Here is a 25,686-nt window from a genome sequence, read left to right as displayed (position 1 = left end):
GGTGGTGCGTCGCTCGATCTATTTTCTGTATTTTGTTGGGTACGATTGATCGATCCACACCCTACGACTACTGTCAACTGTCAACCATTCGACAACGCTGACTGACAAGCTGTCAACTGTCAACTGTCAACTGTCAACTGTAATGCCTGAATCTTCCAATTGGACGCACCTCCACGCTCAACTGCACCGGACACTGCTGAAACGACAAATCTTGCCCTCAAATCAGGGATTGTTAGTAGCAGTATCCGGCGGGCAAGATTCTCTGTGTACGCTCAAATTACTGCTGGATTTACAGCCCAAATGGGGGTGGAATCTAGCCATTGCTCACTGCGATCATTGCTGGCGTTCTGATTCCCAATCTAATGCAAATCATGTAGAAAATTTAGCTAAAAATTTCGGAATATCCTACTATTTGCAAACGGCATCGGACATTCCTAAAACCGAAGCAGCCGCCAGACAGTGGCGGTATCAAGCTTTAACCGAAGTTGCGATCGCCCACAACTACCCCTACATTGTCACAGGCCACACAGCCAGCGATCGCGCGGAAACACTCCTCTACAACCTAATTCGCGGCAGCGGCGCCGACGGACTTTCTGCCCTGACTTGGACGCGCCCCCTTGCCGATTTTCGATTGGGGGATTCTGAGGAAAATCATAACTCCCAAATATCTGCCGATTTGCGATCGCACAATCTAGATACAACTCCCAAGTCTAAAATCTACTTGGTTCGTCCTTTGCTGGAAATAACTCGATCGCAAACCGGTCAATTTTGTCAAGAGCAAAAACTACCAATTTGGGAAGATTCCACCAATCAAGATTTGCAATATGCGCGCAACCGAATTCGATCGCAATTATTGCCTTATTTAGAAACTCATTTCAACCCAAAAGCCCAACAAGCCCTCGCCCAAACAGCCGAGCTGCTGCGCGCCGATGTCGAATATCTCGAAATAGCAGCCAGTGAATTACTACAGCGAGCCATCTCTCCAATTACAGATAACCCGCAGTTGCAAATTCAACTCCCCGTCAAGTTAAATCGCCCAATTTTACAAACAGCACCACTGTCATTGCAGCGGCGAGCAATGCGACAGGTATTGCTACAAATATTGCCCTGTGCACCCAGTTTTGACAGCGTAGAAAAACTCACCAGCTTAATCGCAGCGCCCAACCGATCGCAAACCGATCCATTTCCTGGAGGAGCAATCGCCAGAGTTGAAAATTCTTGGATCGCGATCGATATTTAATTTTAGGCGCTTGGCAGAAAACTCGAAACAGCTTGCCGCAGATCCGAAACAACCCGATCTTGCTGCTCTCCAGTTTGCTGTACGCGATCGAGTTCTCCCCCCACCGCTTCCAGCTTTTGGCGCAGCCCGCTCAAATTGTCCTGCACCGGTTGCAACATTTCTTGATAAACATTCACCCGGCCCCAGAGTTCCGCCATAGCACCTTTCTGGTTGAACAAATTCTGCTCTAACTGCTTAAGTTCATTGCGTTTCGCTTCACTTTCCCCCTGAAGGCGGTTGAAATTTCCCTCAATTTGAGATATTCCTTCCCGTACCTGCTGAATTTCGGTTTCCAGCCGTTGCAATTCTTGGCTTTGCTGCTGGCGTTGAGTATTGAGCTGTGTGACGATCGGCCCCAAATCAATCTCACCGGGTGCTGTTTTTTGAGGATTAGCAGTACCCAAGCGACGCCAAAGCACTGCCTGATGCTGCTTCAAAACATTTTCCCGTTCCTGCAAGCGGAGGCGCTGTCCCACCAAAGTTTCATTCAACATCTGATAACTTTCGAGTTCATCGGCCATTTCATTTTCCAAAGCCATGCGATCGTACTCGGAAGCCGCTTGAATTTTGGCTTGCAGCTCCTCGATTGTCTCCCGCTGGAGAGTCAACTCCTCCTCTTGATCGTTAACAAACCGGAACACCTTTTCCAAATCCTCTTGCAGGTGTTGCACCAGCCCCTGTAATTCCTCAACCGGCATCTGCTCCAGAGCAGACACATCTACTACCTGCTCCACAGCCCCAGCACCCGAACCAGACGCCAACCCGGAGATTTGCTGGTACATAGCCTCAACAGCCTTCACCTGCACAGACATAGACTGAGCCTGCTCTTGCTTAGCGCTGAGGGTACACTGCTGCCCTTTGAGTTGGGCCCGAGCTTGCGCCAAAGCATCTTGGGATTGATACCACTCCTGCCAGCGGCTTTGGAGGCTCTGATTTTGTCGATCGACCTCTTCCTGCTGTTGCTGAGCGTTTGCCCGTTTTTGCTCCAACTGCTGCCAGTGCAAATCCAGAATTGCCTGCTGAGCGCCCACAACACCAAAAGACTGATTCAGTTGCTCCCGAACTCCTTGGGTCGCAGAAATTGCTCCTCCCAGCTTGTTCATCAACTCCTGAATCCTCCGTGCCTGTTGCTCGTCAACAACTGCCCCCTGAGGAGCCTGAGACTGCTGCTGGGTAACCTGCTGCTGTTCGCCCCGCAACTGTTCCCAAGCCGTCTCCATCTCCGTGCGGCTGCGATCGACCTCTTCTCGCAGTCGGTTAGCTTCATCTCGAGTATTTTCAATTTCCGAGCGTTGAGCCTCCAGACGCTCCAACTCCTCCTCCATTTGAGCCAACTGCTCTTCGCGGGCTTGCATTTCCATTTCCCGGCGATTGAGTTCCTGACTCGAAAACGTCAGAGAAGCCTTCCACTGCTCAATTTCCTCTTCCTTATCCTTAAACTTGTCCTGCAAGCGGGAGAAATTTTGCAGAATGCTCACCAACTGGCGGGCAGCCTCCTGAATCCGCTGCACTTGCTTGTTAGCGCTCAACTCCACCAGCACCAGCGTGCCGTCGTTAAACTTATTAGCTTCCTCAACTGGGATCGCGTCATCGCCCGGTACGGCGCTCCAGTTGTGTTCGCCCCGCTGACAAGCTAGCAGTTTCAGTTCAGCCTTACCGCCACCGAGACCAAAGCCGCTTCTCTGTTTTTGTACTTCTGCTAGATACAGCACACTAATAGTCCTCTCTTTGGTGTCGTTTGCCCGATCGGGAATAGCATCGTTTTCCAACTGTCTTCAGCACTCGCCGACAGCACTGCTTCTCTGGCACTGCGTCTAGAAAGCACTGCCGCCGCCTGCTTTCTGAACCAATGGGAGAGCAGTATCAATGCCGCTTGATTCAAGACTAGCAAAACTGGGGGGACTGCCATAGCCCAAAGCCGAAAAAGATCAGTCAGTCAAAAACTTTCATTGATTGTATCAGGCTTTCGGTGCGGGTCGATCGCCATCTCGTCCTTTAATTACCCAAAGCGGGTCTCCTCCGCAGGCAGACTAGGGATTTGAACCGCACTGCCTTAGAATAGTGGAATCACGCGAGCCGGTGACTGAGCCACAGGCGAGCAAAAAGGTCAATGGTTTAAAACAGAACTCAACCGCCAAGAGTAGCAGCGCACGATAAACGTCAAAATTTTGGCGATCGAAGACTTGAACCAGTCGTCCCTGCCAGCGTTGCAGTACGTCAAAAACAGAAAATCGCCCTTTCGTCAATTCCTAATTGTGCCAGTGGCATCAAGCCCGTCAATTATTGGCAGAAACTAAAGTCAATGTCAGTAACTCAGCTCTCTCATAGACTGAGCTTGTAAGAAATTGCAAGCTGTGCTGACCAGACCCCTGTTACAAGGAGACGTTATTTAGGTCACGATACCGGAGAATGCGACGCTAGTTTTCCGCTCTATCGTTTGCAGTCAAACAAACTTAAAGTCACTCTCGTTAGTGCTGCAAACTTAACAAGCCTTTATAACCAGGTCGAAGCGAACATTACACGCAAGTGGAGGGACACAACAATGTCCAATTTTATTTTCGTAGTTGACACCAACAAAAAACCACTCACACCTTGCAAGTCGTCAATGGCTCGTAAGTTGCTGACGGCTGGTAAAGCGGCTATCTTCAGAAGATTCCCGTGTACCATTATCCTCAAAAAGGCAGTAACAGCAACCATTGAATCAATTACTCTCAAATTAGATCCAGGTTCCAAAACTACTGGCATTGCATTATTGCAAGGTGAAAAAGTAATTTTTGGTGCTGAATTAACTCATCGCGGTCAAACTATCAAAGCAAGTCTTGAGTCCCGTCGTTCACTGCGTCGAGGAAGGCGAAACCCTAATACTCGTTACCGCCAAGCAAGGTTTTTAAACCGTACCCGCAAAAAAGGTTGGTTGGCACCATCCTTGCAGCACCGGGTAGAAACCACCCTGACTTGGGTTGAAAAATTACGCAGGCTTGCACCTATCGGTTTAATTGTTCAAGAGCTGGTCAGATTTGACTTGCAACAATTAGAAAATCCTGAAATTTCAGCCATTGAATACCACCAAGGCGAACTACAGGGTTACGAAGTTAGGCAATATTTGCTTAACAAATGGAACCGAAAATGTGCTTACTGCGACGCCGAAAATGTACCATTGCAAGTTGAGCATATTCATCCCAAATCTCAAGGCGGAAGCAATCGAATTTCTAATCTTTGCCTTGCTTGTCAGAAATGCAACCAGAAGAAAGGTACTCAGAAGATTGAACAATTCTTAGCAAAGAAACCTGACATTCTGAGTCGAATTCTTACACAATCCAAGCGCCCCCTAAAGGATGCTGCTGCGGTAAATTCGACTCGATGGACGTTATTTGGTCACTTAAAAGAAACGGGGTTGCCTGTTTTAACTGGCTCAGGTGGACTGACCAAGTTCAATCGTAGTCGGCTGCAACTACCTAAAACTCATTGGCTTGATGCTGCTTGTGTCGGTCAAGTTGAAGCGCTAGAATTATTAACAAATAAGCCACTGCTAATCAAGGCAACTGGACACGGAACCCGTCAAATGTGTCGCACAGACAAATTTGGCTTTCCATCTCGGTACATTCCTCGAAACAAGTTTGTTAAAGGCTTTCAAACTGGTGACATCGTAAAAGCAATCGTCATCAGTGGCAATAAAATAGGTGAATATGTTGGTCTGGTTGCAGTTAGAACGACAGGTTCGTTCAACATCTCAGCATCAGAATTGGTGCAAGGAATTAGCCATAAATACTGCAAAATAGTTCACAGAAAAGATGGCTACAGTTACGCATATTAGGATTGACGGGGACTGAAGTCCCCCTTATAGCTTCCCTCTCAAGGCTAAAGCCATTGAGTTTCCCGCATCCCGTATTAATTTTTATGAGCGCGATCGCACAGTCTTTCCGATTTCAAACGCCAACGGTTTTAAGGAGGATACTTTAGCTGCATGCAGGGAAATTTGAGTGAAATTGACATCCGCAGCATCCTGCAATTAATTGAGTTAGGTCAGCGCACCGGAGAACTGTTCGTAGAGGCCTACAGCTTCATCGGCAACTCGGGTAATCTACCTACCCAGCGCTCCCCTGCGGGACAATCCTGGTATGTTTTCTGCTTCAACGGTCAGATTATTTATGCTACCCAGAGTGCGGGCAGTTTGTTTCGCTTGCGCGACTACCTGCGCCGCTACAAAGCAGACACCGCCCTCGACAAAATCCAAGTTCCCTATATGGCATCTACCAATGCCCCAGAATACGCGTACCTGTGGGCTTTGCTAGAAAACCACATTCTCACCCCAGCTCAAGGGCGCAACATCATCCACAGCATGATCCACGAAACCCTGTTTGACTTGCTCAGCCTCCACCAGGGTTCCTTCACTTTTGAAATGGGAGCGGCATTGGCTCCTCAACTCACCAGCTTAGACATTAGCTCGCTGCTGGCGAAGATTGTCCAACAGGTGCAGCAGTGGAAGCAGTTTCACCCTCACATTCAGTCGCCCAACCAATGCCCGATAATTTCAGATCCCGCCCAGCTCCGAGTCGCGCTGCCTGCCAATACCTTTAATACTCTCAGACGCTGGGCTGACGGTCACACTTCGATCCGCCAAATGGCGCGCTACCTCAACCGAGACGTGCTGACTGTGGCTAAGGCGATTTACCCTTTCGTGCAGCAGGGATTGGTGCAAGTATTTTTCCAGCCTTCTGTTGCCCCGGTCAACAACAAAATAGAATGGTCTTCTCCGGAAACCAAGGTCAAGAGAGTTGTCTGTATAGACGATGACAATGTGATTCGCAAAACAGTTGAGTCAATTTTAAACGAACAGGGTTACGAAGCTACTGGTATCAGCAATCCCCTCGAAGCCCTGAGTTTGGTTTTTAAACTCAAACCCGATTTAATTTTGTGCGACATCGCCATGCCCGAACTCGACGGCTACGAAATTTGCGCGATGCTGCGAAGTTCTAGTGCTTTCCGGCACACGCCCATTGTCATGTTGACAGGGATCGACGGATTTATCGATCGCGTTCAAGCCCGCATGGCGGGGGCGACTGACTACTTCACCAAACCTTTTGGCGAAAGCGAGTTATTAATGCTGGTAGAAAAATATGTAGGCCCGGGCTATCCTCCGGCCAATCTCTCGGAAAAATTATTAAGCCGATCGCTAGAACAGGAATTTTGACATTCCCCTGGCTAAAGCCGAGGGGATTCTTGATTCATAGACTCAACTTGCCGATGCAGAATTACTTCAACATCAGTAGCGGTCAATTCTCCACAAGCGTTCGGATCTAAGATCCAAGTTCCGACGTGCCCCGTCGTACTTAATCCCCGACTCAGGATGTTTCTAGCTGCGTTATAGTCACGGTCTAGCACGCATCCACACTGACAAACGTGCGTTCGCGTTGATAGACTCTTCTTAACAATTGTCCCACAGCTAGAGCATTCTTGACTTGTTCCATTGGCTGGCACGGCAACTGTAATTCTTCCGAATACTTTACCGAAATACTCTATCCATGTTCGGAACATATACCAAGATGCGTCGTTAATGGATTTAGCTAGACAGTGATTCTTCACCATATTTTTAATCCTCAAATCTTCGTAGGCTACACAGTCGTTAGACTGGATAACGCATCTTGCCAATTTCACAGCAAAATCTTTGCGCTGTCTACTTATTTTGAGGTGGCGCTTGGATAGAGTCACTCTAGCTTTTTTTCTGTTCTGTGAATCCTTGACTCGTTTTGAAACTCGTCTTTGGGCTTTTTTTAGTCTGCGCTCTCCCTTGTGGAGAAAACGCGGATTTTCGACTGTAACACCATTAGAGTCTGTATAGAACTCTTTTAGTCCTACGTCTAATCCAATGGAATTGCCTGTGACTTCAATCCTTTCATTTCGGTCAATTTGAATGCAAAACTGGACGTAATGCCCGTCTGCTCGCCTCATTAAGCGTACTCGCTTGATTTGAGTAACCTGATATAAATGTAAGTCGCGCGTTCCTTTTAATTTGAGTTTCCCGATTCCCTTCTTGTCGGTAAAAGTGATGGATTTTCGGTCTGTTGTCAGACGCCACCCGGTCGTTTTGTATTCGACTGAGCGGTTGTCTTTCTGGAATTGCGGAAATCCCTTTTTCCCAGGAGTTTTCTTTTTACAGTTGTCGTAGAATCGGGCGATTGCCGACCACGCTCTTTCTGCGCTAGATTGCCGAGCCATGCTGTTCAACTCATCGCAAAACGGAAATTCTTTTGCTAAAACAGCACTGTACTTATTCAAGTCATATTTATTAACTTTTGAGTTATCCATCCAAAAGCGCAATGCTTTGTTACGGATGAACTGCGCTGTTCTAATTGCTTCGTCTACAGCGTCAAACTGCTGCTTTTTACCGTATGCTTTGAATTCAAAAACTAGCATGACTTCGAGGTCATCACGATATTCTTATGCTAGCAGCGCCAGCTTAATACGATCGACTTTGTTCACAAAACTTGACAAGTATGTGCTGTGGCCTAAATTAGGAGAAAGCCGTCCTAGAAGGACGGGGTTTAAAGCCCAAGTTCGGGATAAGCCAATAAATTCCGCACTGATGGCACGATTGGAGCTTTTTTGTACCGAAGCAACCCGCTCGCTGTCGGGACAGTCACAGAGAGAAAGCTTTCTGTCTGCGGGCGATCGCGCCATAAACTAGAATATATAAATTCGCGCGCTGGCCGTCCGGCGTCTGTAAAACTCAGTTCAATTTCTCGATCTCTGTCGGGCCGAAGTCGCTCAAAGTGCAAATATAATAGACTTGTTCTCCACTTGCAGCCGATCGCCAAAACAGATGGGCAGTTAGACCGCCGAACTTCAAGAAGGTTCTCAAGTACAAATCATGGGAGCATCTCAGTTTTGCATTTTTTGATGTGCTTTGTTTTGAGACGTTAAATCTTAAAGGAATGCAACGCCTTTGGGAACGCAAAATCTCTGATTTAGCTTGTGGGGAGTTTCTGAAAATTGTGAAATAGGCTGCTCAGAAAAAAGATAAGCAGGTGATTTTTATTGATCGATGGTATAGCGGTTCTCAGAAAGATGAGGTACGTTGTTGGGCTTGGGCCCTCTAGTCTGGATGGTTATGTAAGTTCTCAGTCATACCTCATCTTTTTGAAAAAGGCTATATCCATCCAGTAAGACTTGTTCAAATTGTGGTCATGTCCTAACAGAATTAGATTTGTCGATAAGAGAATGGCGTTGTCCATCTTGTCAGTCAGTAAATGGACGAGATGAAAACGCAGCTAAAAATAACTAACTTGCTGGTTTTTCTTGGCATCGACCGCTAAGCTAGGCGATGTGAGACAGGCCAAAACCTGCAATTGCTGTTCGATCTTAGAATCGCCGCGCGTTTACGCCCCCGGAGCATCTTAAAAAAAGGACGGTTATAGTTATGTTTCATAGACCGAGCTCCAATATTCCTCCCAACACCGACTTGAGTACGGGTACGATGTGGGTTTCCCAGAGAGAAGAATTATGATTAGTGGCAGCCCAGACTTTATATTACCAGGACAAGGTATAGATCAGGCTCCGGAATTCCAAGAACTAGAAACTCCCGAAGGCGAGCTGCACCTGCGGTTCTACGTTCCTTCGGGGAACGAGTTCGCACTGCCGGCGACAGGGATTAGAGAGGTGCTATCCCCCTCCCCAGACCGAATGACACCCATTCCCAACGTTTCCTCATTGCTTTTAGGTACGCTAAACATGAGAGGACGAGTGATTTGGGTGGCAGATCTGGGCCAATTTCTGGGGGACCAAACACCTCTGAACACCGATCGACCCGAAATCCCGATCGTGGCTGTGGAAGACCAAGATACGATTTTGGGGCTGGCAGTCGATCGAATTGTGGGGATGGACTGGCTCGACGTAGACCAACTGCACTCTCAGAACAATGCACCAGACGGCATGATTCCATTTCTGAGGGGAGAATGGATGTTAGGTGCACCAGCTCAGAAAGTGCTCCGACTGCTAGATCAAGTGAAAATTCTGCGCTCTGCGCGGTGGGCAGCGTGAAATCGATTTTAGATTTGCGATTTGCGATTTTCGATTGGGGTCTAATATCAACAGTCACAGGACTTGAGGCACGCATCTAAACATTCAAGCAAGATAAAAATCTAAAATCTCAAATCTAAAATCTAAAATCAAAAGAGGGCGGCAAATGGCAACAAGTACCAACTTTCAGCAGGACTACCAACGGGCAGAAGCGGCCTACATGGATGGCAACTATTCAGAAGCTGCGGCCCTAGTTTATCAATTAGTAGAAGATTTTCCCGAAGACCCCAGCGCTCGCTTGCTATGCGGGCACATCTACTGCTACGGACTGCAACAGTATGAGGTGGCACGGGAACAGTACATGGTGGTGCTGAGCCTGAGTGACGACCCGAGTTTGGTCGAACACGCTCACGGCGGTATTAGCCACACAGACCAATTTTTATCCGGAGAACTGCACACGGAAAGTTTCGAGGCTTTGTCTGCGGAAACTGAATTGGAATTCTACCCAGACTTGTCTATGGAGGAAGGGTTGGAAGACCCGGATTTAGCACTTTTCCAAGGGAATTCTCCATCCATGTCCTATGGGAGTCAATCGCCACAGGACATGGAAAACGAGGACTTGGCAGATTTGGGCATGAGCGGGTTGGAGTGGGAACCACAAGACAGCAGTGCTGCAACTTCTATCGAAGATTCAACGAACCCCTTTGCTGGCGACAGCGGCGGAATGGCAGCTTATGCTGATGCGTCCGAGCCGCTAGACATGGACGAATTCGGCTCGGACTTGGGAGATCCTTTTGGCTTAGATGACCCAGGGTTTGATGCTGGTGACTTGTCTGATAGCAAAGTTTCTGGTTCGAGGGCGCCTTATTCAGGAGAGTTGTTTTCAGAAGCTCCTACTCAGGTACTCAACGGTCAAAGTTTTGCTGGCTCCGAAAGCGGGAATTCCTTCGATTCGGAGCAGTTAGACTCCCCCACTGGGCCGTCTGACAATTTTGGCGAACCTTTTGCACCGCTCGATTTGCCAGACGAACTTGACTTGAATGATGACGACTACGACTATCAATCCCCGCCCGTGACCGGGCAAAATCAAGGTCAGAAGCCACCCCTGTCAGAAGAGGCAGACCCTTTTGCTCAGCCGATGTCCTCGGGTTTTGGGTCTTCTCGATCGCAAAGCAAGCAGCCCAATAATGACTCGGAATACTCGTCAAATTATTCGCTGGCGGAAGACGAAACGCTGTTGATGGGAGGTGCTGTCCCCAATTCTCAGAGTCAAAGGTCGAGCCGGGGACAATTTAATTCTGCCGATCGCTCAAACTCTAACAGCAACGGTTACGGCGACTCGGAACCACCGGCCTTTGGCTCCATGGACAGCTTTGAGCTAGATGCTTTTGATGACGACGCTTTCAGCGATTCTTTTTCTCTCGACGAAAACGAGCAAGCGACTGCTTTCGGGGCTGCCACCAAGAACAGCAGCGACTGGTCGTCAAGAACAGGGAGCACTCAAGAACACAGCGGCTTTTTAGACGAATTTGACGATTTTGACGATTTGGGCAATTTGCCGGATTTTGATATCTCAGAAGATGCCAACAGTTCGATCCTGACTAGAGGTAATACCAATTTCGGCAACTCGACCAGCGGCATGATGGGTACGAGCGGCAGCGGTCTGGACTTTGACAACAGCGACGGCTCGGCAATTCGAGACGACGAGATTTTTAGCATTTCCGGCCCTGCTGATGCGTCGGTGCCGACTTTTGCTCCGACAGAAAATGAAGCGATCGATGCTTCGGTGACTGTAGAACAGGGCGGGCTGGCTTTCTTGGAAAATGCCCCTCTGTTTACCAAACAGTTGTACACGGCGATCGGGGCTGGATTGGTTTCTCTGGTAGCTGTGGCTTTCGTGACTAATATTGCTTCCTATCAAGCTCTGAAGCAAGACAAGCCGGAGGCGATCGTTTACCTGCGCCAAACAGGCTGGGTAATGACGGCTGCCGCAGGCTTTACGAGCTTTTTGACTTCTTGGGGCATCGGCCAGTTGATCGCCAAGCAGGTACGCAAGTCCTCGGACAATTTGCAAGCTCAGTTCGATGCTGTATCTCAAGGAACTTTGGACGCTCGGGCTACAATTTACTCGGAAGATGAATTTGGCAAAATGGCTGCTAAATTCAACCACATGGCGAAGGTGATCCAAACTACGATTAGCGATACCAGACGCAAGTCTGACGAGCAGGAACAGGCAAAAGAAGACTTGCAGCGCCAAGTGATTCGCTTGCTAGATGACGTGGAAGGAGCGGCTCGGGGTGACTTGACGGTGACGGCGGAAGTGACGGCAGACGTTTTGGGTGCTGTTGCTGACTCGTTTAACTTGACAATTCAAAACCTGCGCGAAATCGTCCATCAGGTGAAGCAGGCGGCTCGGGAAGTTAGCAAAGGCGCTACGGATAGTGCGAAGTTTGCGGGCGATTTGTCTTCTGATGCGCTGCGGCAGGCTGAGGAACTGGCGGCGACGCTGAATTCGGTGCAAGTCCTCACCGATGCGATTCAGCGGGTCGCAGAGAGTGCTAGAGAGGCGGAAGAAGTGGCCCGGGGCGCGGCGGCAACGGCTCTGAAAGGCGGTGAGGCTGTGGAGCGGACGGTGGCCGGGATTTTGGAAATTCGAGAAACGGTAGCAGAAACCACGAGAAAAGTCAAGCGGTTGGCGGAAGCTTCTCAAGAAATTTCTAAGATTGTGGGTTTGATTGCGGCGATCGCCTCTCGGACGAATTTGTTGGCTCTCAACGCTAGTATTGAGGCGGCGAGGGCTGGGGAATCGGGTAGGGGTTTTGCGATCGTGGCGGATGAGGTGCGGCAGTTGGCAGATCGATCGGCGAAATCTTTGAAAGAAATCGAGCAGATCGTGATGCAAATTCAAAGTGAAACCGGCGCGGTAATGACGGCGATGGAAGAAGGTACGCAGCAGGTTATTGAGGGTACAAGATTGGCAGAACAAGCGAAGCGATCGCTTGAAGATATCATTCAAGTTACTAATCGAATTGACGTGCTGGTGCGATCGATTACAGCGGACACTGTGGAGCAGAACGAAACAGCTCGCTCGGTCGCCAGTGTGATGCAAGCTGTCGAATTAACTGCTCAGGAAACGTCCCAAGAAGCGCAGCGAGTTTCGGGTGCTTTGCAAAATTTGGTAGGTGTTGCTCGCGACCTTTTGACATCAGTAGAAAGGTTCCGAGTAGAAACAGCAGAAAGACAATAATTGATTGTTTAATGCTTTTTTTACTTCCTGATTTACAAGCACATTAGTGTGGCAATGATGGCAAATAAAAAGCAACCTCGCAGTCTTGAACCGACTGCGGGGATGCCAATCCAGCACCTAAACAAACTAGGAGTTGTACGGATGAACGATAACATAGTAGAGGTAATTTCTGGCATCTTTGGCGAAATTCAGCCGACGGGGTGTATTATCTGTACTCTCTCAAAAAACAGCAGGGGCTATGCCAACAAAAGACTTAAGATTGACGGTGAATGGAAGACGCTTACAGTTCACCGTTTAGTATTGGAAAATAGCTTGGGTCGTCCGATTAGACCAGAATACTTTTGTTGCCATAGTTGCGATGTTCGTAACTGCATTAATCCTAATCATTTATGGGAAGGTTCTCGACTAGATAATTCTCAAGATAGGTTTAGAAAAGGACGGATTAAAGATGTAGGAAGCACATCGGCGCCTCAACCTCAAAAACTACTGCGAGGCGTAGAAATAATTCCTGGAATTCGGGCTGAAATACAGCCAAACGGCTGCATGATTTGCACCTTGGCAAAAAGAAGTGATGGTTACGCAATTAAGGGTACTAAAGTTAAGGGCAAAACTCAAAGTTTCTACGCTCACAGATTGGTACTCGAACACAAACTGGGACGGCCTGTCAAACCCGGTTATTTTGCGTGTCACAGTTGCGACGATCGCGGTTGTGTCAATCCAGACCATTTGTGGGAAGGAACTCCCGCCGATAACTCCCGCGATGCCATAGAAAAAAACCGCTTTCCTTTCGTGCCCGGCAATATATGCCCTACCCGGAAACTAAAAGCCGAACAGGTACAGCAGATTCGCTATCTTTTAAGTGAAGGGATGTCGAAAGCAGAAATAGCCAGGACATTTGCCATATCTCGCAGTCAGATCATTCTGTTGTCAAGGGGCGAGATATACAGAGACATTCTCTAAAACTACTAACATAGACCCAATACAAGAACGCTTAAAATCAGGAATAAAACTATGCTGCCGGAGCAACAACAGAGGATCATGGGCTACTTTATTGAGGAGGCAAAAGACCACCTCAATACGATCGAACAAGGCTTGCTCAACCTACAAGCGACGATCGAAGACCCAGAACTGGTTAACGAAGTATTTAGGGCGGCTCACTCTGTCAAAGGAGGAGCCGCAATGCTAGGTCTGACTAGCATTCAGCAAACCTCTCACCGACTAGAAGATAGTTTTAAAATTTTAAAAGAGTGCAGCGTTAAAGTAGACCAACAGCTAGAGTCGCTGTTTTTGCGAATTTTTGACACGTTACAAGGGCTGTTAGAGCAACTGTCGGGGCCTTTTGGGCTGACAGAGGAATTGGGAGAGCAGATGGTTCGAGAATTAGAACCTGTATTTGAAGAACTCAACGGGCACTTGGGGGGACTCGTCGGACACTGCGCTAACGATTCAGACGAAAGCAGCCCGCTGCCAATACCACAAACAGTTATGGCCCGAATGGGAGCCGGGACGTTTAACTCATCGATGAGTTTTGCGGACTCGGATTCAGCTTACGCATCCGATCTCACAGAAACGGAAGAAACCGCGCTGCATCTGGTATTTGACTCGGATGTGCCGGCGAGGATGCGGGAAATGCTGCAAGAGTTCAAACAGCCTGAGGGCTCTGACAGCAGGCGACAACTTAGGAATATTTGTCGGAACTTGAAACTGGCGGGGGAGGAATTTGAACTGCCCCAGTGGATAGAATTGATCGCTGTGGTAGAAAAGGCGATCGCCAACTCAGAAAATACCTACCGCACCTTAGCCCCAACGGTCATCAAAGACATCAAACAAGCGCAAGAACAGGTACTTTTGGGTCAATCTGGGTCGATCGCACCCAGTGCCAAACTTCTGGCGCTGGTGCCGACGGTTGTGGTTCCGGAAACAGATTTTGAAGACTTGCTGGCATTCGCTCAACCGGGTAGGTTGGGATCAAATGCGGTCTCTGTTGAAGATGCGGCCTGGGATCTGGCTTTGGGCGGCGATTCCTCGGATGGATCGAACAAGTTGCTGCCAACAATTTCTGGGCTCAGCATAGACGAGCTGTTCGAGCAACTCGACGGCGACGAAAGTGACGATTACGCCGGAGGTCTATCGCCGTTGGACAATTCCCCAGGGTTCGGAGAATCAGATGTAGAGACAGGTTCTTTTAGAATCTCGACGCGCACGGGCCCGGAAGTGGGCGCGGCCGAACTCAACACCTTAGCAGACTTGTTTGAAGGCGAATCTCCGGATCTCGACGGCGCTTGGGAAGAAGAAGAAGATCTGGACTACGTACAATCTGCTTCTAGGATGCCGACGGGGGGAATCATGGAATTAGATGATGATGACAATTCCGGCGATTTTACTGATTTGTTGTTTGACGAATACGGTGAGGAAAATTCGGAAACGAATGCGAGGACTCCTTTAGAGGATCTCACGAGTTTGTTTGGGGACGATTTGCTGTTTGGAGGTGAGGCTGATGGTTCGGCGGTGGCAGCCGATCGCGAAAATGCGGGTTTAAAGCAGCCGCCAACTCGCAAACAGCTTGAAACAAACAGGCAGGGTTTGGATCGGGGAGAGGGCAGGGTCGGCATTACCAGGAGGCAAGCTGATGAAGATGCTCTCGGTACGCTTTTGGACGAAGTGGCGGCCCAAACTTCTGTTGTGACGGCAGATGCTGATTTGGATAACTTGTTCGGCAATTTAGGCTCATCTGAGGAAGCGACTGTACCGGCAGTTTCCGAGGAGTATGCTCTCAACCCGGATGCTTTCGACGCAGAATTCTCGAATCTACTAGCAGGTGGTGGCAATGATTCAGGGGATGTAGAAAAACCGACTGTAGCCGAAATAGATGATTTCGAGTTGCTCTCTGGGGTGGAGGAAGACTCGGATTTCAGCGAGCTGTTGAGCATTACTTCTGATTTCCTTTCTTCTGAAGGTGAAGGTGGGGAGAGCAGGGGCGATCGATCTTTAGCTACTGGCAGCACACCAAATGAGGAAAGTGGCAGCGTTTTTAATATGACATCAAATTCTGATTCTGATTCTGATTTAGATATTTCTGCGGATGGAGATTGGCTAGAAGATGCTTTTGGCCTGGAAGACGAGTCTGCACAATCGACCAACCTGGATCTGGAGGATACCGATTTAGATGCGCTGTTTGGGGAGATTACGTCGGACTCGATTTCTGAGGATGAGGAGACTGGGCGCGATCGGCAGGCGGTTCATTCCCAAGAAGCGGCGAATTTGGCAGATCTGTTCGGTTCTGTACCTACGGGTACTGAGTATGACGGGGAAGCTTCGGAAGAAGTCGATGGGGATTGGTTGAATTTAAATGGGGATTCTCAATTGCCCAGTGCTGGTACGGCAGCGGATGAGGGGGACTTGGCGAGTTTGTTCTCGGACTCGGAGGCTACTGTTTCGGAGGCAGGCTTGACAGATTTGGCAGCGGCTGAATTGGGGCTATTGTCCGATCGTCCTGATGCGGAAATTGCCAGTGTCGAGTCTGATGAGGGCACTTTCGATTTGTTGGAGGATATGTTTGGCGAAGCGCCTCCACCGTCGGTGGATGCCGAAGCTGGTTTTGATTTGCAGGAGTTGTCGGCTGAACTTCCTGAGAGTTTGTTCGACTCTGAAGGTGCGGATTTGTTCGATCGAGCTCAAACAGATGCGCGTAGTGAATCCGACGGGGAGGAAGATGATTTGTTTGGCGCGCTGGAAACGGATTTTGCGGCTGGCGATTTAGAGGTGATGTCGTCAGAATCTCTCGATGGGATGTTTGAGGGCGATGCTGATTTGCTGGCAGCTCTCGAAACCGGGGCGACTCTCAACACCGAAGAGTTGGATGCTTTTGATGATTTGTTGGATTCGCTCGATGCTGGGCCTCTGGTGACTTCGGAACTGACGGGCTTTGGCGACGATGAAGAAGAATTGAGCGCAGCCGGTGCAGCAGAGTTGGAAGATGAGTCGCTGGCGGACTTTTTTAGCGACATTCAATCAGGCACTGAGGATTCCGAAGGCAATTTTGACGATTTAGAAGCACTGTTACTCGCAGGCGGTGCAGGGGTGGCAATGGCAGCCTCTGGGGGAGCAAATCCAAGTCCAGTAACGACGGAAGTTTTCTCCGATCTCGAAGATCTGCTGAGCGAGAGCGCAACTATGCCGGAAATTCCAGCACCGGGGAAAACTGCCCGCAAAGCACCACCCGCTCCTGCTGCGGAGAGCGACGACGAATTTGGTGACTTAGAAAAACTGCTGGAAGATCCCAAGGACAGCGGCCGTCAAGGCGAAACCAATATCGGACAGTCGTCGGTCAACAACAGACCCAGGCGGAATGCCCGGGCGGGCGGGTTCGGCGACCAAACCATGCGCGTACCGGTCAAGCAACTGGACAACCTCAGCAACTTGATGGGGGAACTGGTAGTCAACCGCAACAGTTTGGAGCAAGACCAAGAACGGATGCGGCAGTTTTTGGACAATTTGCTGCACCAAGTGACGCTGCTGAGCGATGTCAGCCAACGGACTCAGGATTTCTACGAGCGGAGTCTTTTGGAGATTGCTTTGCTGGCAAACCGCCAGGGACATCGATCGGCATGGCGCTCAGAGGAGTCGTCCCACCAACGCGAAAGCGCTTGGAGACCAGAGGAAATGGACAGGTTTACTCCTTTCCACAGTTTGGCTCAGGAGATTATCGAGCTGATCGTGCGGGTGCGGGAGTCGGCGGCGGACATTGAGTTTTTGGTGGATGAGGCGGATCAGGTGACTCGCCAACTGCGCCAAGTCACGACTCAACTGCAAGAAGGTTTGACTCGCGCCCGGATGAAGCCGTTTGCGGAGACAACGGACAGGCTGTTCCGGGCGGTGCGGGAAATTGGGATTAAGTGCGGGAAGCAGGCTCAGTTGCAGGTTGAGGGTAAGGATATTTTGATCGACAAGATGATTGTGGATCAACTTTATGACCCGATGACTCACTTGGTGAACAATGCGATTACCCACGGGATCGAAGCGCCGGAGGTGCGTTTGGCGGCCGGGAAGCCTGCGATGGGCAGGATTACGATTCGGGCTTTCCACCAAGGGAATCAAACGGTGGTTTCGGTTTCTGACGATGGGGCTGGAATTGACCCGCAAAAGGTGAAGGCGAAGGCGATCAAGCAGAATTTGTTGACGGCGGCTCAGGCTCAGAGGATGTCTCGCTCGGAAGTTTACAATTTGCTGTTTATGCCTGGTTTCAGCACTCAGGAACAGGCGACGGAGTACGCCGGCCGGGGGGTCGGCATGAACGTCGTGGAGACCTCCTTGCACGAAATTCGGGGGACTGTGGGGATTGATTCGACGATCGGCAAAGGCACGGTATTTACCATCCGTTTGCCTCTGGTGCTGAGTATTTCTAAGGCTCTGACTTGCATTAGCGATCGAGCTCGGATTGCTTTCCCGATGGACGGAGTCGAGGACATGATCGATGTACCTCGCGATCAGGTGACGACGGGGGCAGACGGTTTGCCTTGCATTGAGTGGCGCGGTTCGATTTTGCCGTTCCGCCCGCTGCGGGATTTGCTGGGTTACAACCGCCATTTGGGCCGGGGCAGTGTTTACGGGTTTAATACTGACGATGACATGATTTCGGTGATCGTGCTGCGGTCTGCTGGGAATTTCTTGGCGGTGCAGGTGGATCAGGTTTCGACGGAACAGGAAATTGTGATCAAGCAGTTGGAGGGGCCTGTGCCGAAGCCGATCGGGATTGCGGGTGCTACGGTGCTCGGGGACGGCAAAATTGTGGCGATTGCCGACGTTCTGGAATTGATTGATTTGGCTACTGGCAGGCTGCGGAAGGAAGCTGGCGGTACGCTTTGGGATGAAAGTGGCGATCGGGCTGCTGCGGAGGCTGCTGAGGAGAAGACTGAGCCTACTGTGCTGATTGTGGACGATTCGATTACAGTGCGATCGCTCTTGTCGATTACTTTTGAGAAAGCTGGCTACCGAGTTGAGGAAGCTCGCGACGGTAAGGAAGCTTGGGAAAAGATGAAATCTGGCCTGCCTTGCGATATCGTGTTCTGCGATATTGAGATGCCGAGAATGGATGGTTTAGAACTGCTTTCTCGGATGCAGAAGGATGCGGTTTTGTGCGAATTGCCGATCGCGATGCTAACTTCTCGCGGTGCTGACAGACACCGCCAAATGGCTTACAGTTTGGGCGCGAAGGGTTATTTCACTAAGCCTTATTTGGAGGAACAGTTGATGGATGCTGCTGCTCGGATGCTGAAGGGTGAAGTTGTTGGTGCTCCGGCTGTTGTCTAGGTTGGGTAACGTGTGAATGGGTATGAGTTCTGTGAGGGCTAAAGTCCTCGCAGGACTTTTGTGCGATCGGGTTAATTAACTGTCATACTTGTAGAGTAATATCGGATTTTTTTAACCACAGAGAGCGCAGAGGGCACAGAGAGAGAAGATAAAGATGAATAATTTATGATGCAATAAGTAAGGTTCGTAGTGTGGACTTTAGTCCGCAGTATTTTGCGGACTAAAGTCCACACTACGAACGATTTTTGTTATGGTAATCAGTCGGACGTGGTATGATATCATGTCCAAAAACAGGCGATTGAAAAAGGTACAAATCAAGCAAAAAGTTTTGAACTTGACTGCTGGTGGTTTAGATTAATTAGCAACTGGATGGATTATGAAGAAACGATTATTTTTGAAAGCTGGTGTAGCAACAGTCAGCATGGCATGGTTATCGTCTTGTTTGCCTGGAAAGTTAGATGTTATGGCTGCTAGCAATGGTGTTTTTGAAATTACTAAAACTGAGGAAGAGTGGCGGAAAGTTTTGACTCCGGCACAGTTTGATGTGTTGCGAAAACACGCTACTGAACGCTCTCATACTAGCATTCTCGACAAGCAATACGGCAAGGGAATTTATGCGTGTGCTGGGTGTGATTTGCCACTTTTTACATCCAAAACTAAATTTGATAGCGGTACTGGTTGGCCAAGTTTTTACGATCCGATCAAAGGGGCGATCGCCACATCGATCGATAATTCGCTGTTTGGGACTAGAATTGAGGTGCATTGCCGTCGCTGCGGCGGGCATTTGGGTCACGTATTTGATGACGGCCCTGCACCTACTGGCAAACGTTACTGCATGAATGGTGTTGCGATGAAGTTTATTGCTGGGTGAAATCATTGACGGGTACTCCTGTGGTGTGAAATCTCATAATCATGCACGCGCCTGACGGCTCGTGCACGCGGATTCGCCCGGATGGTATATTGATTTTTGGGACGTGAGGGCGATCGATTATTTATGAATGCTAAAGAACTTTTAGAAAGATACGCCAAAGGCGAACGAAAATTTCATTCAGTCAATCTCAGCGAAGAAAATCTCAAAGGTGCTGACTTGAGTGGAATAAATTTAGACAATGCAAATCTTTCAGGTGCAGACTTGAGTGAGGCTATTTTAACTGGGGCTTACCTTCAGAGTACAAACCTCACGAAGGCATCGCTGACGGGTGCTAATTTAAGTAAGGTAGTAGCTGGTTCAGCAAATCTGAGTTGGGCTGATTTAAGTGGTGCAGATTTGAGTTGGTCTAATTTTAATAGTGCTATTTTAAATTATGCTGACTTAGAGCGGGCAACTCTAATAGGAGCAAACTTGAATAACGCTAAATTAGTTAGTACCAATTTAGACGAAGCAAATCTGAGCGGTGTAAGTCTAGATAGTGCTGACCTAAGTTTAGCTTCTTTGCATAAAGCGAACCTAAGTAAAGCGAATCTGAATAAGGCTGATTTGACTGAGGCATACTTAGTGGAAGCGGACTTAACTCGGGCAAATTTGACCGAGGCAATATTGACTGAGGCAAAACTTCAAAAAGCTAAATTCCAGAAAGCTAATTTGCACCAAGTTGCTCTGTCACGAATGAATTTAACTAATGCGAATCTAGAACAAGCAAAACTTGACAGTGCCGATCTACAATATGCTTGTCTTCGAGGTGCCAATTTAGAAAGAGCAAATCTGCGATTTTCTAATTTGATCGGAGCTAATCTGATAGAAGCAAACTTAAAAAGGGCCGACTTTACTCGGTGTGATTGTTATGGCTGGAATATAAAAAATGCAGACTTAACTGATACAATAATGCCCGATGGAGAAATCTACCAGCCAGAAACCTCTAAAATAGAAATCGACAGCAAACAAACTTCTGAACAAGAATCCCAAACAGTAACATCTATGACGCGCAAAATTATTCGTACTGACAAAGCACCCGCACCCGTGGGCCCTTACAATCAAGCGATCGCCGCTACGGGCACTATGCTGTTTGTAGCTGGTCAAATTGCGATCGACACTAGACTCAACGATATCGTCTACACCGACGACGTGGCCAAGCAAACCGAACAAGTGATGGCCAATCTCGAAGCGATTCTCACAGAAGCCGGCGCTACTTGGTTGGATGTGGTAAAAACTACGGTTTTTCTCAAAAACATGAATGATTTTGCCGCTGTGAATGCGGTTTATGGGAAATATTTTGATGAGAAAACTGCACCGGCGCGCGCTTGTGTGGAAGTTGCTCGTTTGCCGAAAGATGTTTTGGTAGAGATTGATTGTATTGCTGTGATTTGATTCGAGCTTCGTTTGAGATCCCCGACAACTTCTGCAAAGTCGGGGATTTCAATATTTTGTTTGTTTAATGTTTTTGCAGTTCAGAAACTTGAATTTTAGGCAGTTCTTTCCATTCGGGTTCAATGGGTGAATAGCAACAGTAGCATACCGCTAAACAGTCATATTCAGCATTCGGAATTTCAGGCGTGTACTCCTCTAAACGGGAAACTTCCCAATCTCCCCAACGAACGTGAGTGCTGGTAGAAGGGAATTTGGGATCTGCACTCTCCTTAAATTGGGCAAAGTTTCGCAGGCGATCGCCCGTTTTAGGCAGAGGTTTGTCTGAGTAGTCATAGTGTTCTGCTAGGATACTCGTGAGAGCACCTGTATGGGAAAGCAATCTATCCTCCCATCCAGGGGAAGAAAGCGATTCTGTTTTGAAAATTATCAACCGTTTTGGCATTGATTTATTCCTCTCTCTCGTGTTGGGGTTCATATGGACTCGGTGGAAACTCTGTCAACCCTTCAAAGACACAATCAACCTTCAGTATCGAATCACTTGTTTTTTCCCATCGAATTAATTCCCATCCCTGACGCTTTGCCATTTGCTGGCATTTCTCTGGATCGGTTGCACTATGACGGCTAATATTCTCGTCGGGATCGTAGCGAGGTTTTGATGTCATCTCGATAGTCATTGGTCATTGGTCATTGGTCATTAGTATTTATACCAATTATCGCCTCATCTTGCAACAATCCTGAGTGTTAAGCTTGTTTCCAGAAAGACTGTTTGCAAGGTGCGTCGATCGCTCGATTGTCGATTTTTTTGAGGGATTTTTAATGGCGACACACCCTACAGCTAAGCATACTTTATATTTTATTCAGTCCGCGGAGGCGGACTTCGTTTGTATAGTAGCGGTTTCAACCGCCGAATGATACTGAGGGGAAAGTGCGCGACTTTATGAACTTCCACAGCCGATCGCACTTTTGTCGATCTGTCGCTGTCGCGCACCTACTCCCAAATCAATCTGAAACAATCAGATTTAATCTCAATTAGCAATTACTAATTACTAATTACCAGTTACCAATCAGCAATTAGCAATTACTCCAAAAGCAATTACCAATTACCAACTGTCAACTATTTATTCAACGCTTCGCGGGCGGCTACCGCTTCGTCGGGATGAATGTTCAAACGGGTCAAATTAATTCGACCTTTATTGTCAATTTCTCGCACTTTGACAATCACTTCATCATTCACAGCTAACTCGTCTTCCACTTTCCCAACGCGGTAGTCCGCTAACTGGGAAATGTGAATCATTCCTTCTTTGCCGGGGAGAATCTCGACAAAAGCGCCGATCGGAATAATTCGAGTTACGCGGCCGACATACACGTCTCCAGCATTCAACTTCCGCGTCATGCCTTGGACAATGTTGTAAGCCCGCTGAGCTTTTTCGCTGTCGTTACCAGCAATTGTCACGGTTCCGTCATCTTCAATGTCAATCTTGACACCAGTTTCTTCGGTGATGGCTTTGATTGTTTTGCCACCTGGCCCAATTACCAAACCGATAAATTCGGGATCGATTTTCAGCGTTAGCAAACGCGGTGCAAACGGCGACATTTCCTTGCGGGGAGTGTCGATGGTTGCTAGCATTCTTTCTAAAATGTGCAGTCTCGCAGGTTTGGCTTGACGGATGGCATTTGCGATTACATCTAAGGGCAAACCTTTGATTTTCATGTCCATTTGCAAAGCAGTAATTCCGGTGTCGGTACCGGCTACTTTGAAGTCCATGTCGCCTAAGAAGTCTTCAATTGCTTGAATGTCAGTCAAGATTCGGACTTCATCGCCTTCTTTGATTAATCCCATTGCCGCGCCGCTGACGGGTTGCGAAAGGGGAACGCCTGCATCCATTAACGCTAGCGTTGAGGCGCAAACTGAACCCATTGAGGTTGAACCGTCGGAGGAGAGGATTTCGGAAACTACGCGAATGACGTAGGGGAAATCTTCTTTGGATGGCAAAACTGGCAGCAAAGCGCGTTCTGCAAGGGCTCCATGACCGATTTCTCGGCGTCCGGGCGATCGCATCGGCTTGGTTTCTCCCACGGAAAATGGGGGGAAATTGTAGTGATGCAGGTAGCGTTTGTCTTGCTGCGGGTGCAAGTCATCGGCTAAATCTTGGGCGTCTCCTGGGGTTCCCAGAGTTGCTGCGGACAAGACTTGGGTTAAGCCGCGATTGAACAGCGCACAGCCGTGTACTCGCGACGGCAGCACCCCTACACGACAAGAAACGTGTCGCACCTCGTCTAGCTTGCGGCCGTCTACACGGACGCCATCTTCGATGATTTGCTTCCGCATCATTTTCTTGGTAACGTCTTTGAAAACGTTGCCAATTGTCTTGCTGTTGGCGGTGGCGGCTAGTTTTACCGGATCGTCTTCGGCCAATTCGGCGATCGCAGCTTCGACTTCATTTGCCTTAACTTCGTCCAAAGCTGCATTCCGTATTGTTTTGTCTTTTTCAAATCTTGACAAAATGATGCGGATGGGTTCTTGGGCGCGATCGCGAATAAAGTTTTCGAGGATGGAATCTTGGGATGGCCGTTCCTCTACCACTAAATCAATGCCCAATTCGGCCATGATTTCGCGCTGGGCTTGAATCAAGTCACAGGTTGCTTCGTAGCCGAAGTCGATCGCCTCGATGATATCCTGTTCCGGCAATTGGTTGGCGCTGGCTTCCACCATGATTACTCCGTCTGGAGAACCGGCTACCACGAGATCCAATTCACCTTCTTTGATTTCGCTGTAGGTGGGATTGATGATGAAATCGTCCCCTACCAAACCGACTCGCACAGCCGCCATCGGCCCGTAAAATGGCATTTTCGCCAGCAGAATCGCCACGGAAGCGCCCGTCACCGCCAAAACGTCCGGCGGCACTTGTTCGTCCATCGACAGCGTTGTGGCTACAACTTGGATGTCGTCTCGCAGCCAGCTAGGGAATAGCGGACGCAGGGGTCGATCGATCAAACGCCCAGTCAAAGTCACTTTTTCTGGGGGACGCCCTTCCCGGCGCAAAAATCCACCGGGAATTTTACCGCCAGCGTAGAGTCTCTCTTCGTAATCCACCAACAGGGGCAGGAAATCAATTCCCTCTCTCCCCTGCGATCGAGTCGCTGTCACTAAAACCGCCGTGTCACCTGACTGAATCAAAACTGCACCGCCTGCTTGAGGCGCCAGTAAACCAATCTTCAGTCTAATATCCCGTCCATCAAAAGATATTGACTTGTCTATCTCTACCATGTAGCACTGCTTCCTTATCTACCACATTCTTTCTCTGTCGGGATCGTAACATTACCACAGGATGTTTGAGAGGAACCAGCCAAAAGAGAGAGATAATCGGCGGGCGATCGACTGTCAGTGTCTTGATTGTAAGCATTTATACTCTTTAATTTTTTTCATGTTCTCCAGTCGATTCTCCGGTCGATCGCCCGCCAAACACATTCCATAGATGGTACTATGAATTTTCGATTGGGAAATTTGGATCGATTAGGTCAACCGCAAATGTCAGGCAGATAAACACAGATTAACGCAGATAATTTCAAGATATTTCGGATTTTTTGCAAGAGTTATATTATTCACAAATCAAACAGGACTTCTGTAGCAAGTCTCGCAATTAAATAAAAATATTAGGATTTAAAAATGGCAATTTTACACGGCAGTTGGCTACTGGAAAACGAAAAAAGTGGCTTATTTATTTGGGGAGAAACTTGGCGTAAAATTGGGGCGATAGATACCGTTAAATCGGGGATGAGTCTACAGCATCCTTTGGCAATGACGGAATCTGAACTGAAGACTTTTCTAACTTCCTTGCAGCAGTCGGGCAAACTCAACTGGCAATTACCCGAAAACGCAGATATTCAGGAGAAAAGCAAGAAAACTAGACGATCGCCCAAAACGACCACCGCAGCCCCTCCCACCGGGGATTTATCGATTCAGAGGCAAGTTCGGGCGATCGCACTTCCCACCCAAATTTCGGCAGACAATGCAGCCCTAATCCCGCAGCACTCAGCAGCGGCAGCACTGGATGAACCAGCTAAAACTGAGGAAATTTATCTTTATCCCTGGCAAGTCGAAGGTTATTTTCTCAACCCTCAAGCAGCTTTTGTTTTTTTGCAATCACTGCCACTCAATAGCACAGAACCAGACTCTTTTGTCGGATCGGATTTGCGTTTTTGGTCTCATATTGCTAGGTGGAGTTTGGATTTGTTGGCGAGGTGCAAATTTTTGCCAGCATTGGAAACACAATCCGACGGTTCTGCTATTGCTAAATGGCAACCTTTGTTAGATAGTTCTACAGATACACTCCGCCTCGCTACTTTTGCCAAGCAAATGCCGGCAGGTTGTCGAATGTATCAGAAGAAGGAAGAAGGAAGAGGGGGCTCTTCTGGAGTCAAGGTGATAAGCAAACCTAATCAGAAAAGCAAGCTAATAGCCTTGCTCGAAAGTTATCAAAGTTCATAAAGCCATAGGCTTGTCGCTTAATCAACTTAATTCGATTGTTA

17 protein-coding genes and 1 pseudogene are annotated in these 25,686 nt (G+C 48.5%); 12 read left to right on the top strand and 6 right to left on the bottom strand.

Translation table 11 applies throughout. From position 1 onward, the window contains the following. Positions 1 to 142: 142 nt before the first annotated feature. Positions 143 to 1,240: a tRNA lysidine(34) synthetase TilS gene (gene tilS, locus QZ938_RS14615; protein ID WP_293350469.1), complete on the top strand. Its 1,098-nt coding sequence runs from the start codon at positions 143 to 145 to the stop codon at positions 1,238 to 1,240. Positions 1,241 to 1,242: 2 nt separating this feature from the next. On the opposite strand, the gene hmpF is transcribed toward tilS, so the two are convergent. Then, complete coding sequence (gene hmpF / locus QZ938_RS14610) at positions 1,243 to 3,048, bottom strand: pilus motility taxis protein HmpF (protein WP_363318800.1); 1,806 nt, start codon at positions 3,046 to 3,048, stop codon at positions 1,243 to 1,245. A gap of 773 nt (positions 3,049 to 3,821) precedes the next feature. On the opposite strand from hmpF, the gene iscB reads away from it, so the two are divergent. After that, positions 3,822 to 5,093 carry an RNA-guided endonuclease IscB gene (gene iscB / locus QZ938_RS14605; RefSeq protein ID WP_293350472.1) on the top strand — a complete coding sequence of 424 codons (1,272 nt, stop codon included), beginning with the start codon at positions 3,822 to 3,824 and terminating at the stop codon, positions 5,091 to 5,093. Positions 5,094 to 5,243: 150 nt separating this feature from the next. Next, entirely contained in the window at positions 5,244 to 6,470 is a 1,227-nt protein-coding gene (locus tag QZ938_RS14600) for a response regulator (protein WP_293350475.1), read from the top strand. Positions 6,471 to 6,481: 11 nt separating this feature from the next. Here the strand turns inward: QZ938_RS14600 and QZ938_RS14595 are convergent, their stop codons facing one another. After that, a complete protein-coding gene (locus tag QZ938_RS14595) occupies positions 6,482 to 7,693 on the bottom strand; it encodes a transposase (protein WP_293350478.1) in 1,212 nt (403 codons plus the stop codon). Here QZ938_RS14595 and QZ938_RS14590 point away from each other — a divergent pair. The 8 genes and pseudogenes from QZ938_RS14590 (at position 7,692) to QZ938_RS14555 (ending at position 21,156) form a co-directional block, all read left to right on the top strand. Further along, complete coding sequence (locus QZ938_RS14590; RefSeq protein ID WP_293150413.1) at positions 7,692 to 7,964, top strand: hypothetical protein; 273 nt, start codon at positions 7,692 to 7,694, stop codon at positions 7,962 to 7,964. The two genes, QZ938_RS14595 and QZ938_RS14590, sit on opposite strands and share 2 nt — an antisense overlap. Positions 7,965 to 8,441: 477 nt before the next feature. After that, positions 8,442 to 8,561: pseudogene (locus QZ938_RS14585) on the top strand (zinc ribbon domain-containing protein); the annotation flags it as partial. 221 nt (positions 8,562 to 8,782) lie between these two features. Next, positions 8,783 to 9,316, top strand: a complete 534-nt coding sequence (locus tag QZ938_RS14580; RefSeq protein WP_293150599.1) for a chemotaxis protein CheW — start codon at positions 8,783 to 8,785, stop codon at positions 9,314 to 9,316. Positions 9,317 to 9,461: 145 nt separating this feature from the next. Further along, on the top strand, positions 9,462 to 12,542 hold the full coding sequence (locus QZ938_RS14575) for a methyl-accepting chemotaxis protein (protein WP_293350481.1): 3,081 nt from the start codon (positions 9,462 to 9,464) through the stop codon (positions 12,540 to 12,542). A gap of 141 nt (positions 12,543 to 12,683) precedes the next feature. Beyond that, positions 12,684 to 13,502 carry an HNH endonuclease gene (locus tag QZ938_RS14570; RefSeq protein WP_293150422.1) on the top strand — a complete coding sequence of 273 codons (819 nt, stop codon included), beginning with the start codon at positions 12,684 to 12,686 and terminating at the stop codon, positions 13,500 to 13,502. A gap of 51 nt (positions 13,503 to 13,553) precedes the next feature. Further along, positions 13,554 to 18,851 (top strand): response regulator, encoded by a 5,298-nt coding sequence (locus QZ938_RS14565; protein ID WP_293350484.1) that lies wholly within the window; start codon positions 13,554 to 13,556, stop codon positions 18,849 to 18,851. A gap of 376 nt (positions 18,852 to 19,227) precedes the next feature. Further along, complete coding sequence (gene msrB, locus QZ938_RS14560) at positions 19,228 to 19,722, top strand: peptide-methionine (R)-S-oxide reductase MsrB (protein ID WP_363318801.1); 495 nt, start codon at positions 19,228 to 19,230, stop codon at positions 19,720 to 19,722. Between the two features lie 123 nt (positions 19,723 to 19,845). Then, complete coding sequence (locus QZ938_RS14555; RefSeq protein ID WP_293350487.1) at positions 19,846 to 21,156, top strand: Rid family detoxifying hydrolase; 1,311 nt, start codon at positions 19,846 to 19,848, stop codon at positions 21,154 to 21,156. Positions 21,157 to 21,220: 64 nt separating this feature from the next. Here the strand turns inward: QZ938_RS14555 and QZ938_RS14550 are convergent, their stop codons facing one another. The 4 genes from QZ938_RS14550 to QZ938_RS14535 form a co-directional block, all read right to left on the bottom strand. Continuing rightward, on the bottom strand, positions 21,221 to 21,598 hold the full coding sequence (locus tag QZ938_RS14550) for a hypothetical protein (protein WP_293150431.1): 378 nt from the start codon (positions 21,596 to 21,598) through the stop codon (positions 21,221 to 21,223). Positions 21,599 to 21,602: 4 nt separating this feature from the next. Then, the gene (locus QZ938_RS14545) at positions 21,603 to 21,818 is read right to left on the bottom strand and encodes a hypothetical protein (RefSeq protein WP_293150434.1); all 216 of its coding nucleotides are present in this window, start codon (positions 21,816 to 21,818) and stop codon (positions 21,603 to 21,605) included. 452 nt (positions 21,819 to 22,270) lie between these two features. Next, positions 22,271 to 24,424 carry a polyribonucleotide nucleotidyltransferase gene (locus QZ938_RS14540; RefSeq protein ID WP_293350490.1) on the bottom strand — a complete coding sequence of 718 codons (2,154 nt, stop codon included), beginning with the start codon at positions 24,422 to 24,424 and terminating at the stop codon, positions 22,271 to 22,273. After that, positions 24,393 to 24,560, bottom strand: coding sequence for a hypothetical protein (locus QZ938_RS14535; RefSeq protein ID WP_293150440.1), 168 nt, complete (start codon positions 24,558 to 24,560; stop codon positions 24,393 to 24,395). The genes QZ938_RS14540 and QZ938_RS14535 overlap by 32 nt, the downstream gene beginning before the upstream one ends. A gap of 263 nt (positions 24,561 to 24,823) precedes the next feature. On the opposite strand from QZ938_RS14535, the gene QZ938_RS14530 reads away from it, so the two are divergent. Further along, complete coding sequence (locus tag QZ938_RS14530; RefSeq protein ID WP_293365555.1) at positions 24,824 to 25,645, top strand: hypothetical protein; 822 nt, start codon at positions 24,824 to 24,826, stop codon at positions 25,643 to 25,645. The last annotated feature ends 41 nt before the right edge of the window (positions 25,646 to 25,686 follow it).

Origin of the sequence: Microcoleus sp. CAWBG27 (assembly GCF_020883145.1) — a bacterium.
Lineage (GTDB): Bacteria > Cyanobacteriota > Cyanobacteriia > Cyanobacteriales > Microcoleaceae > Microcoleus.
This window is presented reverse-complemented; position numbering and strand designations above follow the sequence as displayed.